Origin of the sequence: Curtobacterium sp. MCSS17_005 (assembly GCF_003234225.2) — a bacterium.
GTDB classification, from domain to species: Bacteria; Actinomycetota; Actinomycetes; order Actinomycetales; family Microbacteriaceae; genus Curtobacterium; species Curtobacterium flaccumfaciens.
The window spans coordinates 225,905-240,275 of the sequence record NZ_CP126258.1 but is presented as its reverse complement, the minus strand read 5'-3'; the positions used below and the strand labels follow the sequence as shown (position 1 = coordinate 240,275).

17 protein-coding genes are annotated in these 14,371 nt (G+C 70.0%); 12 read left to right on the top strand and 5 right to left on the bottom strand.

Features of this window, described 5'->3' with window-relative positions; translation table 11 throughout:
- Positions 1-37 precede the first annotated feature (37 nt).
- Positions 38-1,270 (top strand): MFS transporter, encoded by a 1,233-nt coding sequence (locus DEJ20_RS01210; protein WP_111223547.1) that lies wholly within the window; start codon positions 38-40, stop codon positions 1,268-1,270.
- Between the two features lie 15 nt (positions 1,271-1,285).
- On the opposite strand, the gene DEJ20_RS01205 is transcribed toward DEJ20_RS01210, so the two are convergent.
- Positions 1,286-2,467: a Fic family protein gene (locus DEJ20_RS01205; protein ID WP_258377235.1), complete on the bottom strand. Its 1,182-nt coding sequence runs from the start codon at positions 2,465-2,467 to the stop codon at positions 1,286-1,288.
- A gap of 114 nt (positions 2,468-2,581) precedes the next feature.
- Complete coding sequence (locus tag DEJ20_RS01200) at positions 2,582-3,226, bottom strand: metal ABC transporter ATP-binding protein (protein WP_258377236.1); 645 nt, start codon at positions 3,224-3,226, stop codon at positions 2,582-2,584.
- 50 nt (positions 3,227-3,276) lie between these two features.
- On the opposite strand from DEJ20_RS01200, the gene aztB reads away from it, so the two are divergent.
- Genes aztB through DEJ20_RS01180 form a run of 4 tightly spaced genes read left to right on the top strand, consistent with a single transcriptional unit; the run spans position 3,277 to position 7,473 of the window.
- Positions 3,277-4,170: a zinc ABC transporter permease AztB gene (gene aztB, locus DEJ20_RS01195; RefSeq protein ID WP_111236213.1), complete on the top strand. Its 894-nt coding sequence runs from the start codon at positions 3,277-3,279 to the stop codon at positions 4,168-4,170.
- Complete coding sequence (locus tag DEJ20_RS01190) at positions 4,167-5,366, top strand: YncE family protein (protein WP_111236214.1); 1,200 nt, start codon at positions 4,167-4,169, stop codon at positions 5,364-5,366. The genes aztB and DEJ20_RS01190 overlap by 4 nt, the downstream gene beginning before the upstream one ends.
- Positions 5,366-6,265, top strand: coding sequence for a metal ABC transporter substrate-binding protein (locus DEJ20_RS01185; protein WP_111236215.1), 900 nt, complete (start codon positions 5,366-5,368; stop codon positions 6,263-6,265). Before DEJ20_RS01190 ends, DEJ20_RS01185 begins: the two co-directional genes overlap by 1 nt.
- 26 nt (positions 6,266-6,291) lie before the next feature.
- On the top strand, positions 6,292-7,473 hold the full coding sequence (locus DEJ20_RS01180) for a hypothetical protein (protein ID WP_111236216.1): 1,182 nt from the start codon (positions 6,292-6,294) through the stop codon (positions 7,471-7,473).
- Between the two features lie 93 nt (positions 7,474-7,566).
- Here DEJ20_RS01180 and DEJ20_RS01175 read toward each other — a convergent pair whose 3' ends face one another.
- Positions 7,567-7,923, bottom strand: a complete 357-nt coding sequence (locus tag DEJ20_RS01175; RefSeq protein WP_111236217.1) for a VOC family protein — start codon at positions 7,921-7,923, stop codon at positions 7,567-7,569.
- A 173-nt stretch (positions 7,924-8,096) separates the two neighbouring features.
- Here DEJ20_RS01175 and DEJ20_RS01170 point away from each other — a divergent pair, with 173 nt between their 5' ends.
- Positions 8,097-8,558, top strand: a complete 462-nt coding sequence (locus DEJ20_RS01170) for a DUF4383 domain-containing protein (RefSeq protein WP_111088312.1) — start codon at positions 8,097-8,099, stop codon at positions 8,556-8,558.
- 61 nt (positions 8,559-8,619) lie between these two features.
- On the opposite strand, the gene DEJ20_RS01165 is transcribed toward DEJ20_RS01170, so the two are convergent.
- Positions 8,620-9,351, bottom strand: coding sequence for an OBAP family protein (locus DEJ20_RS01165; RefSeq protein WP_110863531.1), 732 nt, complete (start codon positions 9,349-9,351; stop codon positions 8,620-8,622).
- A gap of 139 nt (positions 9,352-9,490) precedes the next feature.
- Here DEJ20_RS01165 and DEJ20_RS01160 point away from each other — a divergent pair, with 139 nt between their 5' ends.
- The 6 genes from DEJ20_RS01160 to DEJ20_RS01135 all read left to right on the top strand — a co-directional run bounded on the left by DEJ20_RS01160 (position 9,491) and on the right by DEJ20_RS01135 (position 14,046).
- Positions 9,491-10,009, top strand: a complete 519-nt coding sequence (locus DEJ20_RS01160; protein WP_071251735.1) for a hypothetical protein — start codon at positions 9,491-9,493, stop codon at positions 10,007-10,009.
- Positions 10,010-10,011: 2 nt separating this feature from the next.
- Positions 10,012-10,410 carry a hypothetical protein gene (locus DEJ20_RS01155; protein WP_111236218.1) on the top strand — a complete coding sequence of 133 codons (399 nt, stop codon included), beginning with the start codon at positions 10,012-10,014 and terminating at the stop codon, positions 10,408-10,410.
- A gap of 35 nt (positions 10,411-10,445) precedes the next feature.
- Positions 10,446-11,267 (top strand): aldo/keto reductase, encoded by an 822-nt coding sequence (locus DEJ20_RS01150; protein WP_111236219.1) that lies wholly within the window; start codon positions 10,446-10,448, stop codon positions 11,265-11,267.
- 443 nt (positions 11,268-11,710) lie between these two features.
- The gene (locus DEJ20_RS01145) at positions 11,711-12,712 is read left to right on the top strand and encodes a GAF and ANTAR domain-containing protein (protein ID WP_284183364.1); all 1,002 of its coding nucleotides are present in this window, start codon (positions 11,711-11,713) and stop codon (positions 12,710-12,712) included.
- A gap of 248 nt (positions 12,713-12,960) precedes the next feature.
- On the top strand, positions 12,961-13,683 hold the full coding sequence (locus DEJ20_RS01140) for an ANTAR domain-containing protein (protein ID WP_146245528.1): 723 nt from the start codon (positions 12,961-12,963) through the stop codon (positions 13,681-13,683).
- A gap of 174 nt (positions 13,684-13,857) precedes the next feature.
- Positions 13,858-14,046, top strand: coding sequence for a hypothetical protein (locus DEJ20_RS01135; RefSeq protein WP_111236842.1), 189 nt, complete (start codon positions 13,858-13,860; stop codon positions 14,044-14,046).
- Positions 14,047-14,102: 56 nt separating this feature from the next.
- On the opposite strand, the gene DEJ20_RS01130 is transcribed toward DEJ20_RS01135, so the two are convergent.
- Positions 14,103-14,258 carry a hypothetical protein gene (locus DEJ20_RS01130; protein WP_181431670.1) on the bottom strand — a complete coding sequence of 52 codons (156 nt, stop codon included), beginning with the start codon at positions 14,256-14,258 and terminating at the stop codon, positions 14,103-14,105.
- Between the last annotated feature and the right edge of the window lie 113 nt (positions 14,259-14,371).

Sequence of the window (14,371 nt, the reverse complement as noted above, 5' to 3'; positions counted from 1 at the left end):
CGGGAATGGCGGCCGTCGGAACCCGCTTGACGCCCCCATGACATCGTCAGCAGCGCGCCGCGGGTGGCTCAGCGTCACATCCGTCGCACTCGGGTCGTTCGTGCTCGTCCTGTCCGAGTTCCTGCCCATCGGACTGCTCCCCGCCATCGCCGACGACCTGGACGTCGGCATCGGCACCGCCGGCCTGATGGTCGTCGCCACCGGACTCGTCGGCGCCGTCGCGGCACCGGTCGTCACCGTCCTGACCTCGCGACTCGACCGCCGGGTGGTGCTCGTGTCCCTGACCGTGCTGCTCGTCGTCGCCGACGGCCTCGCCGCGATCGCGCCGTCGTTCTGGGTGCTGCTCATCGCGCGGATGCTGCTCGGTGTCGGCATCGGTGGCTTCTGGGCCATCGGTGCCGGGATCGCCGGGCGACTCGTCCGGCCGGAGCTGACGATCCGAGCGACCTCGCTCATCACGGCCGGCGTCTCCGTCGCGACCGTCGTGAGCCTGCCGCTCGGCGCCCTGGTGTCGTCGCTCGCCAGCTGGCGTCTCGGCTTCGTGATCGGTGGGGCGCTCGGTGTCGTCGCGCTCGTCCTGCAGCTGGCGATGCTGCCGAGGATCCCCGCGCAGCAGCGGGTGCGGTTCGCCACGCTCGGGTCGCTGCTCCGCGTGCCCCGTGCCCGCGTCGGGCTCATCGCCGCGGCCTTCGTCTTCGCGGCCCAGTTCGCCGCGTACACCTACATCGCGCCGTACCTGCAGCAGCTCGTCGGCGTCGGCCCCGACACCGTGACGATCGCGCTGCTGGTGTTCGGCGTCGCGGGCATCGTCGGGAACTTCGCCGCGGGCTTCACGCTCGACCGCAGTGTCCTCGGCACCATCGGCGCGTCGAAGTTCGTGCTCGCGGCGGCCGTCGTCCTGCTGCCGCTGCTCGCCCACTCCGTCGTCGGGGTCTTCGTGCTGCTCGTCGTGTGGGGCCTGGTGTGGGGTGCGCTGCCGCTCGGGATGCAGACGTGGATGTCGACGGCGTCGCCGGCCGGGTCCGAGACCGGGCTCGCGCTGTTCGTCACGACGATCCAGCTCGCGATCGCCGCCGGTTCGGTGCTCGGTGGCGCCGCGGTGTCGTCGTTCGGCCTGGCTGCCGACTTCTGGCTGGCCGGCGGGGTCGCGATCGTCGGCGCCGTCGTGCTCGTCGCGATGGGGCTGCGGAAGTCGAGTGCCGTGCCGGTGGTCGAGCCGGTCGCGGCCGACCCGACGCCGACCGGCCCGGTGGCCGTCGCCTGCCCCTGACCGCCTGAGCCCGCGTCAGCCCCGGCGACCGGACCGCGCGGCGAACTCGTCGAGCGCCGAGAGCACTTCGTCGTTGCGGTACAGGACGCCGTGCCGGTACTCGTTCTTCGACAGCAGGATGCCGGCGTCGACGAGCTTCTGGAGGTGCGGGTACACGTTCCTCGTCACGACACCCATCTCGGCGGCGAGCACCGTCGCGTTCAACACGGGCTGCCGTGCGACCACGTCGAGCGCGTCCCAGACGCCGGAGTCTCGTCGAGCCTCGATCCGGTCCTGCCAGCTCCTCCGGATCTGTCGGATGTCCTCGACGAGCTCCGTCGCGTTCCCGATCGCGGCGAACGCGGCTTCGGCCACCCGCCGGATGATCGGTTCGACATCGCCACGGCGGTACGCCGTCAGCGCCTCGACGTAGCCCGCAGTGTCGACCAGGAGACCTGCCGAGACCGGGACCGTCACGTTGCGCGTCAGCTCGTTCGACCGCAGCATGGCCTGCAACAGTGCACGCCCGGTGCGACCGTTCCCGTCGGTGAACGGGTGGATGGTCTCGAACTGCGCGTGGGCCACGGCAACCTGCGCCAGCCGAGGCAGGTCCAGTCGCCGCGCGAAGGCCATGACGTCGTCGACCAGTCCCGGAACCCGTTCCCATGCCGGGGCGACGAAGTCGGCTCCGACCGGGCTGCGACCGTCGGTGCCGATCCACACGGGTTCACGCCGGAACGCTCCAGCATCGTGATGGGGGTCGTGTTCGAGCAGGACCTCGTGCATCGCGAGCACGGTGTCGGAGGTCAATTGATCGGACAGTTCGATCGCGGTCCGCATCGCGCGCGTGTTCGAGACGATCGCGGTGGCGTTGCGCTTGCCGGGGGCACCGATCTCGGCGGCGAACACCTGCCGAGCGCTCGCCGTGAGGTGCTCGATCTGCGACGACGCTGCTGCTTCCGAGCGCAGCAGGAGCGAGGCGAACGAAGCCACCTCACCACCGAGTTCACTGTCGAACCGCACGAGCGCGGTCGAGGCTTCGTCGACGAGGGTCGCCACGTCGTCGCTCAGCTCGATCGGGAGTCCCGCGATCGCGGGCGGAACCGCTGCAGCGTACGATTCCCGAACCGTGCCGCGTCGAGCCGCCCGCGGACCGTGATCGGCGTCGCGGCGCTCCCAGTCAAGTTCCTCGTACTGCAGCGCGGGCCACGTGGTCACGATCACTCCCTGAAACCAGACTCGGTCCGTCAGATTTTCTGACATAAGCCATCATCTCAGAAAATCTGGCGCCCGCGTTCTGAGATCGACACCGTCACGCCCCCACGGGCAGGGTCAGGTCAGGGTGACGATGCGGTCGGCCGCAGCGATCGCCGCCGGGTCGTGGGCCGCGTGCACGACCACGACCCCTGCCGCGGCCTCGTCGGCGAGCGCCGCCACCACGAGCGCCGCTGACTCGGCGTCGACCCCGGCGGTCGGTTCGTCGACCAGCAGCACCCCGGCACGCTGCGCCAGCCCGAGCGCGACGAGCGTCCGCTGACGCTGCCCGCCCGAGAGCTCCTCGACGGGCCGGTCGGCGAGGTCCGTGATCGCCATCCGCACGAGCTGCGCGTCGACGATCGCCCGGTCAGCGCGTCCGAGCGGCCGCCACCAAGCGCGGTGCCGCCACCGCCCCATCGTGACGGCCGCGCGGACGGTGAGCGGGAGCGTGGTCGGCGGCACGGACTGGGTCACGTAGGCGACGCCGTCGGACGGGAGGCCCGTCACCCGCCCGGCCGTCGGCCGCACGACGTCCGCGACCACGTCGAGCAGCGTCGACTTGCCGGATCCGTTCGGTCCGGTGAGCGCGGTGACGACCCCGGCGGGGAAGACCGCGTCCACACCGTCGAGGACGGTCCGGTCGCCGAGGACTGCCGTCACCCGGTCCAGGTGGACGGCGGATCGGGACTCGGCGGGGTCGGTCGGCTCGGTCGCAGGCACCTGAGCACGCTATCAGTATCGATACTCGTTTTCATGTAGCGTCTCGGACCGTGACCTGGCTGACCGATCCGTTCTCCGTCGACTTCATGGTGCGCGCCCTGGTCGGCGGCTCCCTGGCGGCGGTCCTCTGCGCCGTGGTCGGCACGTGGGCGCTGGTCCGGGGCATGGCGTTCCTGGGCGAGGCGCTCTCGCACGGCATGCTGCCCGGCGTCGCGATCGCCACCCTGACCGGGATCCCGCCGGTGCTCGGTGCCGCGGTGAGCGCGGGCGTGATGGTGCTCGGCGTCGGGGCACTGCGTCGTCGTGCCCGACTGTCGTACGACACCTCGATCGGCCTGCTCTTCGTCGGGATGCTCGCACTCGGCGTGATCATCGTGTCGTCCTCGCGGTCGTTCGCCACCGACGTCACCGCGATCCTGTTCGGCGACGTCCTCGCCGTCACCCGAGCCGACGTCGGCGGCCTCGCGATCGCCGCAGCCGTGGCCCTGGCCGTCGCCGTGGCGTTCCACCGGCCCTTCACCGCACTGGCGTTCGACACCCGCAAGGCCACGACGCTCGGCCTGCACCCACGCCTGGCCGAGGTCGTGCTCATCGGGCTCGTCACCCTGGCGGTCGTGGCCTCGTACCGGGCCGTCGGCACCCTGCTGGTCGTGGGTCTGCTGCTCGCGCCGGCGGCCGCCGCCCGCGCGTGGACCCGGCACGTGGCCTCGACGATGCTCCTCGGTGCCGGCATCGGTGCCGCCGCCGTGCTCGTCGGGCTGCTCGTGTCCTGGCACGCCGGCACCGCCGCCGGCGCGAGCATCGCCGCGGTCGCCGTCGCCAGTGTCGTGGTCTCACGCGCCCTGGCCGCCGTCGTCCTGCGGCACACCCCGATCCCGACACCGGCGCGCGCGGCCGCGCCGGCAGCACCACGATCCGCCGCACCGTCTCGAGAGGGAGCATGAAGCACTCGACCACCAGCCGCGCCCCCGCGCGCCTCCTGTCCACCATCGGCCTCGCTACCGGCCTGGCCCTCACCGTCACCGCCTGCTCCACGGGCACCCCGTCAGCCGACAGCTCGACCGGCACCGCCCGTCCCCACGGTTACGTGGCGGGCGCGAGCGAGTCCCAGGAACCCCAGTTGCGCCTCCTGGCCGTGTCGGCATCCGGCGCGACCGCGCTGCACGACCTGCTCACCGAGGAGACCACCGAACTCGACGACGTGGACGCACCGGAGCACTCGGCCACCGACGGCCGGTTCCTCGTGACGAGCGACGCCGACCGCACGACGATCGTCGACGGCGGGTCCTGGACCGTCGACCACGGCGACCACACGCACTACTACGCAGCCGAGCCCCGGGTCGTCGGCACGCTCGACGGCGGTGGCCGGGTCGAGGTGCACTCGTCCGAGACCATGACGACGATCACCTGGCCGGACCGCGCCGAGGCCGTCGTGCTCGACCGCGAGGCGCTGGGCCAGGGCGAGGTCGACGAGACCGCACGGATCGACGCGAGCGTCCTGCTGCCGATGGGCGAGGAGCTCGTGGCGGCCGACGGCGACACGGTCCGCGTGCTCGACGCGGCCGGCGAGGCGACCGACGCCGCCGGCGCAGCGCAGACCTGCACCGACCCCGCCGGCGGGATCGTCACCCGCGCCGGTGCCGTCGTGGGCTGCGCCGACGGAGCGGTCGTGGTGGACGACGCCGGCGAGACCTCGTTCGTCGACCTGCCCGACGGCGCCGAGCGTCCGACGGCCTTCGCCGCCCGCGCCGGCCGGCCCACCGTCGCCGGACTGGCCGGCACCACCGGGTTCTGGTTGCTCGACGTGCGCGAGGGCTCCTGGCGGCTCGTGCCGACCGAACGGCCCCTGCGCGCCGTGGTCGCGGTGGACGACGAGGACGAGCACGTGGTCGGGGTCGACGACTCCGGGCGTGTGGTCGTCGTGACCGCCTCGACGGGGAAGGTGGCCACGACGAAGGCGCTCATCGACACCGGCGCAGACGGCCCCGCGCCGATGCTGCAGCTCGACGCCCAACGCGCCTACGTGGCCGACCCCGCGGACGGCACCGTGCACGAGATCGACTTCGCCGACGGCGCCCGGGTCGCCCGCACGATCGAGCTCCCCGTCACCCCCGTCGCCTTCGCCGAGGTCGGACTGTGATGCGCACCAGGGCCCTGACCGCGGGTCTCGTTGCCGCGATCGTCGCCCTCGTCGCCACGGGGTGCACCACCGCCGGCTCCGACCGGCCCCTCGTCGCGGTGACGACGAACATCCTCGGCGACGTCGTCAGCGAAGTCGTCGGGGACCAGGCCGACGTCATGGTCCTCATGCCCCCGGGCGCCGACCCCCACTCGTTCGAGGTCTCCGCGCAGGAAGCCGCACGACTGCGGAGCGCCGACCTGGTGGTCGAGAACGGGCTCGGGCTCGAAGAAGGGGTCGCCCGTCACGTCGCGGCGGCGGCCGAGGACGGCGTGCCGGTCTCCACCGCCGGGGACGCAATCGACCCGCTGGAGTGGACCACCGAGGACGACAGCGGCCCCGACCCGCACTTCTGGACCGACCCCGCCCGGATGGTCGACGTGGTCGAGGCCCTCGACCAGGACCTGCGCGACGCCGGCATCGAGCCGACCGGCACCGACGCCTACCTGGACGAGCTCCGCGACCTGGACGACACGATGACGACCGCGTTCCGGACCGTGCCCGAGGAACGCCGGGCGCTCGTCACGAACCACCACGTGTTCGGCTACCTGGCCGACCACTACGGGTTCCGGGTCGTCGGGGCGGTGATCCCGAGCGGGACCACCCTGGCCTCCCCGAGCGCCGCCGACCTACGCGACCTGGCCGACGCGATCGACGAAGCGGGGGTCCGGACGATCTTCGCCGACGCCTCGCAGCCCGCGCGACTGGCCGAGGTGCTGGCCGAAGAGGTCGACCTGCACGTCGAGATCCGCCCGCTGGCGACGGAGTCCCTCACCGAGGACGGCGACGCCTCCACCTACCTCGGCATGATGCGCTCGAACACCGAGGCCATCGTCGACGGCCTGTCGACTGGTAATTGAGAATGAGAATCAATACAGTAATCGACATGACGAACACGAAGACGCTCCGGGCCGCGTGGCCCGCCGCCCTGCTCGGCGCGGCCGCCCTGGCCCTGACCGGGTGCGCCACGAACACCGCCGACGCCGGCTCCGACAGCAGTGCGACCCCGAAGGCCGACGGGACCCGCATCACCCTGACCTACGACGGCGGCCTGCTCGTCCTCGACCAGGACCTGCGGGTCGTGGCCGACGACGCGATCGACGGCTTCACCCGGGTCAACCCGGCCGGTGACGGACGCCACGTGCTCGTCACCGTGCCCGAGGGCTTCCGGGTCCTCGACACGCAGGCCGAGCCCGCCCTGACCGACGCGGTGTTCCCCGCCGACACCGGCGGCCACGCGGTCGTCCACGGCGACCGCACCGCCCTGTTCGCCGACGGCACCGGGGACGTGACGACGTTCGACCACACCGAGCTCGACGGAGCCGACCTGCCCGAGGTCGAGACGACGAAGTCCGAGGCCGCCCACCACGGTGTCGCGATCGAGCTCGAGGACGGCACGCTCCTGACGACCATCGGCACCGAGGAGAGCCGCTCCGGCGTGCGCGCCCTGGACGCCGACGGTAAGGAGATCACCCGGTCCGAGGGGTGCCCCGACGTGCACGGCGAGGGTGCGGTCAAGGGTGAGGTCGCGGTGTTCGGCTGCACCGACGGTGCGCTGGTCTACCAGGACGGCGCGTTCGAGAAGATCGACGCCCCGACCGAGTACGGCCGCACCGGCAACCTGTTCACCACCGAGGACTCGTCCGTCGCGGTCGGCGACTACAACGACGACCCCGACAGCGAGGGCTACCTGCTCGACCAGATCGCCCTGATCGACGCGGCCTCGGGCGAGTACACCGTCGCGGACATGCCGGAGGACGTCGGCTTCACCTTCCGAGACCTGGCCCGTGGCCCCGGCGACGAGGCCGTGGTGCTCGGCTCCGACGGCGCGTTGCACACCTTCGACGAGACGACCGGCGAGCAGCTGGAGTCGTACCCGGTGATCGACGCGTGGGAGGGCCCGGCCGAGTGGCAGGACGCCCACCCGGCCCTGAAGGTCGAGGGTGACGTCGCCTACGTCACCGACCCCGCCGAGCAGAAGGTCCACGCCGTCGACCTGACCACCGGCAAGGTCATCGCCTCGAGCGACGAACTGCCGGGCGTGCCCAACGAGATCGCGGTCGCGTAGCGCCCCGTCGCAACCACAGCACGGACGGGAGGCCCGTGGCGGCGTCGCCACGGGCCTCCCGTCCGTCCGTGGGTGCGTCCCGCACCCGCTGGGTCAGCCCTGCGGCGGCGAGTAGAGCTGCAGGTCGTTGCCCTCGCTGTCCTTGAAAGGGATGATCTTGCCCCACGGGTGCTCGCTGATCTCGCCCTGGATGTCCGCGCCGCGCTCCTTGAGCGCGGCGACCTCGTCCTCGATGCTGCCGTCCGGCTGGAACGACACGACGGCGCCGCCCTCGCTCGCCTGGCTGGCGGACTCGCGCCCGTTCAGGCCGATCATCAGGCCGCCGGCATCGATCTCGCTCCAGTCGTCGGACTGGTCCTTGACGGTGAGACCGAGCGTGTCGCGGTAGAACGTGACGGCGCGGTCCATGTCGCTCACCGGGACCCAGACTGCTGCGACTCCACTTGCCATGGTGTTTCCTCTCGTCGTGGTGTGCCGTGGACGGTAGGCAGCACTCGTGCACGCCGGTACAGGGTCGGTGTCCCCCGAACGCATCCGAGCGCGACACTGCAAACCGACCGGGGAAGCGCTCCGAATGTCATGTGTGCCGCACACTGCGGCGCGTACAGAAAAGAGGGCTGATCATGACCAGCAGCGCAGCAACCGCACGCACCGCCTCCGGTTCGACGTGGACCCAGCGGGGCGCGTTCGTCTTCGGTGTCGTCTTCCTGATCGTCGGCATCGCCGGGTTCATCCCCGGACTCACCATGGACATGGGCTCGATGTCCATGGCCGGCCACGGCTCCATGGCCCTGCTCCTGGGCCTGTTCCAGGTGTCCGTCCTGCACAACATCGTGCACCTGCTCTTCGGCATCGTCGGGCTGCTCGCCGCCCGCCGCGCAGCCTCCGCACGCCTGTACCTCGTCGCCGGCGGCATCGTCTACGCGGTGCTCTTCGTCTACGGGCTCTTCACCGCGGGCATGGCCGGTGGCGCGAACTTCGTGCCGCTCAACAGCGCGGACAACGTGCTGCACGCCTTCCTGGCCGTTGCGATGATCGTGCTCGGCTTCGTCCTGCCGCGGATCGGCACGCGCACCGCGCGCTGAACCACAGCACACACCGGACGGGAGGCCCGTGGCGACACCGCCACGGGCCTCCCGTCCGTCGTCAGGGGCGTCCGTCGTCCGCGTCGACGACGCCCGGGGTCGGGGTCGTGCCCGTGAAGGCGTCGCGCATCGTGCCGACACCGCGCTGCGGGTGGGCGCGGTCCAGGTACTTCGCCCGCGACTGCTTGCGCGGTTCCGGATCGGTGCGCATCGCCTGGTTCCGGTCCTGCTGCAGCGCACTGTCCACCTCGCCCTCGCGGTTGAACGACCACATGAGCATCGGATCACCGATCGGCAGGTCGTGTGCGGGCTGCGAACCCATCGGGGTGCTGTGCCAGGTGTGCCAGGTCTTGCCGTACGAGTTCACCAGGTGCCCCATCAGCTCGGTCTCCACCGCGATCGGCAGGCCCGGAGCGACGAGTTCGCCGGAGAACACCTCGTGGTTGTGCGGGTGCCACGACGCCTGCTCGTCCTCGGGCAGGGAGTCGAACAGCCGCTCGGACACGATGTACTCGATGCCGATCAGGTTCGCGTCGGCCGTGTTGCCGTCGAAGAGCACGCACTGCAGCATCTCGGCGTTCACCACCTTGCAGAAGTGGTGCGCCTCCATCTGCACGTCGGGCTCGCCCTTCACACAGTGGAAACCGACCACGTAGACGTCGAAGCCCCGCAGCGGCGCCGAGGTCTGCAGCACGGCGGCGCCGCGGTCGAGCAGGGCGAGCTCGAAGCCGCCGGGCTCCCCGGGCGGGGTGACACCGGTCTTCCGGTCGTGCACGGTGGGGTTCAGGGGCATGCGGGCGTCCTTCCGTCCGTTCGAGGTGGGCGCCATGCAACCCGGAACGCCCTTCCTGACGTCGGAGGTCAGGTAACGACTTCGTATCGAAGTTTGATGTTCTACATATTTTGCGGGTTCTCGGCCAGGCTCGACGTTCATGAAGACCTCCGTCAAGAGCGCCCTCGTAGCTGCCGCCACCATCTCCCTGTTGCTCGCCAGCGGTACCGCAGCCGAAGCGACGCAACCGCGCGAACCTCGAGCCGCGTGGGGGTACTACAACAAGGTGGTCAACAAGTCGAAGAAGTCCCACCACACCGGTTCGCAGATCCTCGCATCCTGCGGGTCCCGCACGTCCTCGATGAACTGCGGCCTCACGAAGGGCCGCGCAGCAACACGAACGATCGGTCTGGAGTTCGGTGCGACGAGGAAGTGGGCCGCGGGCAAGCTCAACTTCAGCGCTTCCCGCACACAGAGCGTCTCGGTGACCTGCAGCAGGCAGCGTGTCCCCAAGGGACGGATGCTCGTCGCCTACCCGGTCGGGAACCGCTACAAGTACAAGATCGAGAAGCACATGACCGGCGCTGGGAAGGACTACGTCACAGGTCGTTCCGGCTGGTTGTACGCCTTCAACCCGGGCAGTGCACGCGTGACGTGCGACATCATCCGGTACCGCTGAACATGTCCGCCCTGCGCCTGAGTATCAGCGCGGTCAGCATTGCCGTCGGCGCCTTGCTGCTGGCGGGATGTTCCACAGCAGGCCACCCGGCCCGTGCGGATGTCACGGTCGGGATGACGGTCACCGAAGCCGGTGCCCTCATCCCGGACGGTGACGCGTTCGTCTGGTACGACCTGTCTCCACAGGTGCTCCATCGCCCGGCGACACTGTCTCAGGCCGACGGAGCGGACGGCGTCATCGTCGCCGTCTGCGATGGGAGTGGCCACGGGGACGTCGCGGTCGGGGTTGTTCCGGAGACGGACTTCGACGGCGCAGTGAGCACCGCTGCCCGCAAGGAGGAGTACCGGCACTTCCTCCCCGAGTGCGCGCAAGCCCGAGGACACCCGCGTTCCGCTCCGTGACCGCGGCTGAACCCGACCGGCGTACTGTCCGCTGCATGCCCGCACTCATCGACACGTTCACCCTGTCCAACGGTCTGCACATCCCGAAGATCGGCTTCGGCACCTGGCAGATCCCGTCCGGCTCCGACGCGTACGACGCCACGAAGACCGCCCTCGACCTCGGCTACCGCCACATCGACACCGCCCTGGCGTACGGCAACGAGGCGAGCGTCGGCGAGGCCGTCCGGGACAGCGGCATCCCCCGCGACGAACTCTTCATCACCACGAAACTGCCGGCCGAGATCAAGACGGCTTCGGGCGCCCGCGCCGCCTTCGAGGAGTCGAGCCGCAACCTCGACCTCGGACACGTCGACCTGTACCTGATCCACGCGCCGTGGCCCTGGAGCGACATGGGCTCCGACCACCGTGACGGCAACGTCGAGGTGTGGAAGGTCTTCGAGGAGCTCTACGACGCCGGCCGCACCAAGAGCATCGGTGTCTCGAACTTCGCCGTCGCCGACCTCGAGGACCTGCTCGGCCGCACGGACGTCGTCCCGCACGCCAACCAGATCCGCTGGTTCATCGGCAACACCCAGGACGAGACGACCGCCTTCGACCGCGAGCACGACATCCTGACCGAGGGATACTCCCCGCTCGCCACCGGAGGCCTGCTCGAGAACGAGCAGATCGCCGAGATCGCGACGAAGTACGACAAGACCGTCGCCCAGGTCGCGATCCGCTACCTGCTCGAGAAGGACGTCCTGCCCCTGCCGAAGTCCACGACCCCGTCACGCATCGCCGAGAACGCCGACGTCGACTTCGTGCTGGCCGCCGAGGACGTGGCCGCGCTCGACGCGCTCGAGGACACTGCGAACTGACACGACCCCACCCCGGACCGGAGGCGCGGTGCCAGCTGGCGCCGCGCCTCCGGTCGGTATACGGCCGAGCACGGGCGAGGCTCAGCCACCGTGCGCACGCACCGTGATCTCGGCTACGGAGTTCCGGTCCTCGTGCTCGAGGTTGTCGTCGGGGGCGTCCGTGAACGTCACGGCAATGCCGGTGCCGAGAAGGATGTTGGCGCGGGTTCCTTGGCCTTCGTCGCCCGGGGTGGCGTGTAGCGTTTGGCGCCCCTTCACCGGGCATTTTCGCGGGACAGGTATACGGGAATACCCCTGGTCAGGCGGCAGTAGGCAACGGAAGGCGTCGAAGGTGACAATTGGGGTGTAGCGGTGAACCACCGGCTATCGAGACACCGCCTGCGGTGAGTGATCTCCGGTCGAAGATGGGGTGGTCGTCAGGTAGGGGTGGGTTGCGTGGTCGCATGAAGAACCTGGTGTACGGCAGCGAACGTGTGATGACTGGTGACGCGATCGCTGACGCGGTCCTTGCGTACTCCGTCGTCCTCGCGCAGAACAGCACCACTGACGTCGTCAACGTGCCGACCTTCGACGTGGACGGTCTCGCGACCCGGATGGGGCTCGTGCTCGGCCCCGCGATCGCGGTGATGACCGAACCTGCCCCCGATGACGAGCTCGAACCCGACGATCCCGCGTTCATCGCCGACATCACCCGCCGTATCAACCGGTTCGAGCGCCACGCAAGAACCGGGCAGCATCCCGACCAGTTCGACGGGTTCACCGCCGCGCTCGACGAGATCCTCGACCCGACCCTCGATGTCCTCGACGCGCTGGACCGGGTGATCGAGATTTGCACCCGATGCACCTCCGCCAGCGAAGCCGGCATCGTCCTCGCAGACCGCTCCGGAGCCCTCCACGTGATCGCGTCGACCAGTGAACGCAGCAGCGACGCCGAGGAAGCACAGCTCGGAACAGACGAGGGTTCGTGCGTGGACTGCTACCGGACCGGCAACACGATCGACGTGCCCGACATCTCCACCCACGCATCCACATGGCCGACGTTCACCGAGACGATGCGAGACCGGGGACTCGTCGGCACGTTCGCGGAACCGATCCGACTGCGGACCGGCACGATTGGGTCGCTCTGCGTCTTCGCCACGCACAACCAGGGTCACGATGACCGCGACGTCGCACTCATCCAGATGCTCGCCGACGCAGCATCCGCGGCCCTCGTCCGACAGCGCGACCAGGGCCGGCTCCAGACGCTGGATGAGCAGGTGCACGACGCACTCGATGCTCGGGTCACGCTCGAGCAGGCCAAAGGCGCTCTCGCACACCGGCAGAGCATCGAAGTCGACGAAGCGTTCCAGCTGCTCCGCACGGGAGCACGCGCCACCGGTCGAGGACTCCGGGAACTCGCTGACGACGTCATCCGCCGCGGTGAACGACTCGACGGGCTGGTCTAACAGCCCCAAGGAGTGCCCAGCCCCCTTGGCCGCGGTGGAGGACCAGTTGCCGGAACTGGCGGCTCGGTGTGCCGACAGGTTGCTGCGTCGAGGGTCTGGGGCCGCGCCCGATGGTGCGTGTGCGTGTTCGGGATCAACGGTCCACGCACGAGTGCGTCGGACGTAGGTTCGGGCCATCGCTCGCGCTGCGTGGGGTGCTGCTGGGCATGAGCCCGGCCTCCAGGCGCGTTGGCGGCAGGAAGCACTCCATGAACGAGCTGCGAAGCAGCCTCACTCCGCTCCCCGTGTCCCTCCCGGACGCGGATCTCGCCGCTCCGTTCCTTGATGTCGTTCACGGTGATGGCGCTTCCGTGGCCTCGTTCGGCGACTTCGCCGGAAACGCGTCCATCTCGATCACTGACAGCCGTGCCGGCGGTATCGACCGGTTGCAGTTCGACCTCGACGAGGGACCCTGCTGGGACGCGCTGCAGCACGACAGGCCCGTCCTCGAGCCCGATGTGCACCATCATCCGACGAATCGGTGGCCCGCCTTCCTCGCCGCGGCCGCCGATGACGGGGTCGGCGCATTGTTCGCTGTGCCGCTTCGGTTCGGCCCGTTCCTCCTCGGCGCAGCCGACGTGTATGCGCGAACCCCGATGCAGGTACCAGCAGCTGATGCGACAGCGGCAATGACCCTCGCCGCCGCCGTGAGCCGACGGGTACTGCGCCATGTGCTGACCCGCCACGACGACGGAGCACCGCTGCGGCTGCGTGAGCGTGCTGTGCACCAGGCCGCCGGCGTTGTCCTCGCCCAAGTCGGCCTCGCACCGACCGACGCGTACCTCCTGATCCGAGGACACGCAGCAGCCCGCAACGAGACGGTCGCGGAGACCGCTGGACTGATCCTTGACCGTGAGCTCGTGGTCACACCCGCCGGTGACCTCGTCGCCCCGACAGTGACCGATCGCTCGCGGGTGTCTCCGACCAGCTAGTGCGCCGTGGAAGCACGGCACCCGCCGAGCGGTTCTGGGGCTGCCCTCATGAGCGAAGCGAGGTGAGCACTCGCGTAGGCGGCTGTAGGTACCGTGCTGGGACGCGTGCAGTCAGCGGGTACTCGGGAAGCTGTTCACGCTTCCGCTCAGGACGTCAGCGATCGGGGTAGCAGCATGGACACGGACCGCCAACGCCTCGTCGCTCTCGCGGAACGAGCACTCGCCGCCGAGCAGGATGTGATCCCCGACAGCGTCGTGTACGAGTGGGGCGACTACTACGGCGACTGGCAGCAGCCCCTCACCGTGCACTACGCCGTCACCGCTCCCACTGGCGTGGAGCACCGACATCAGCACCTCATCTGACGCCCAGCTGTCCCGAGCCTGCCCGCCTCGTCGGGTCCGTCAGAACGTTGGCGCTGCTAGCGGCGTACACGCTCCGGCGCATCGTCGCGGAAGAAGTCGCTGCCGGTACCGGAGAAGCTGACCACGCCCTCGCGGCGCCACTGCTTCCGCAGTCGCTTGAAGGTCGCGATGCGTGCCGGTTCGACGTTGTCGTCGCTGGTGTAGGTGCTCATGGCTGATCTCCCTGTGACTGCCCGTGGTTCCCGTACCCCCTGTTCGAGGGTACCGACACGACCGCCGCACGGTTACGACCACTCGGCTGCAGGTATCCGTTTTCGGAAGTTGG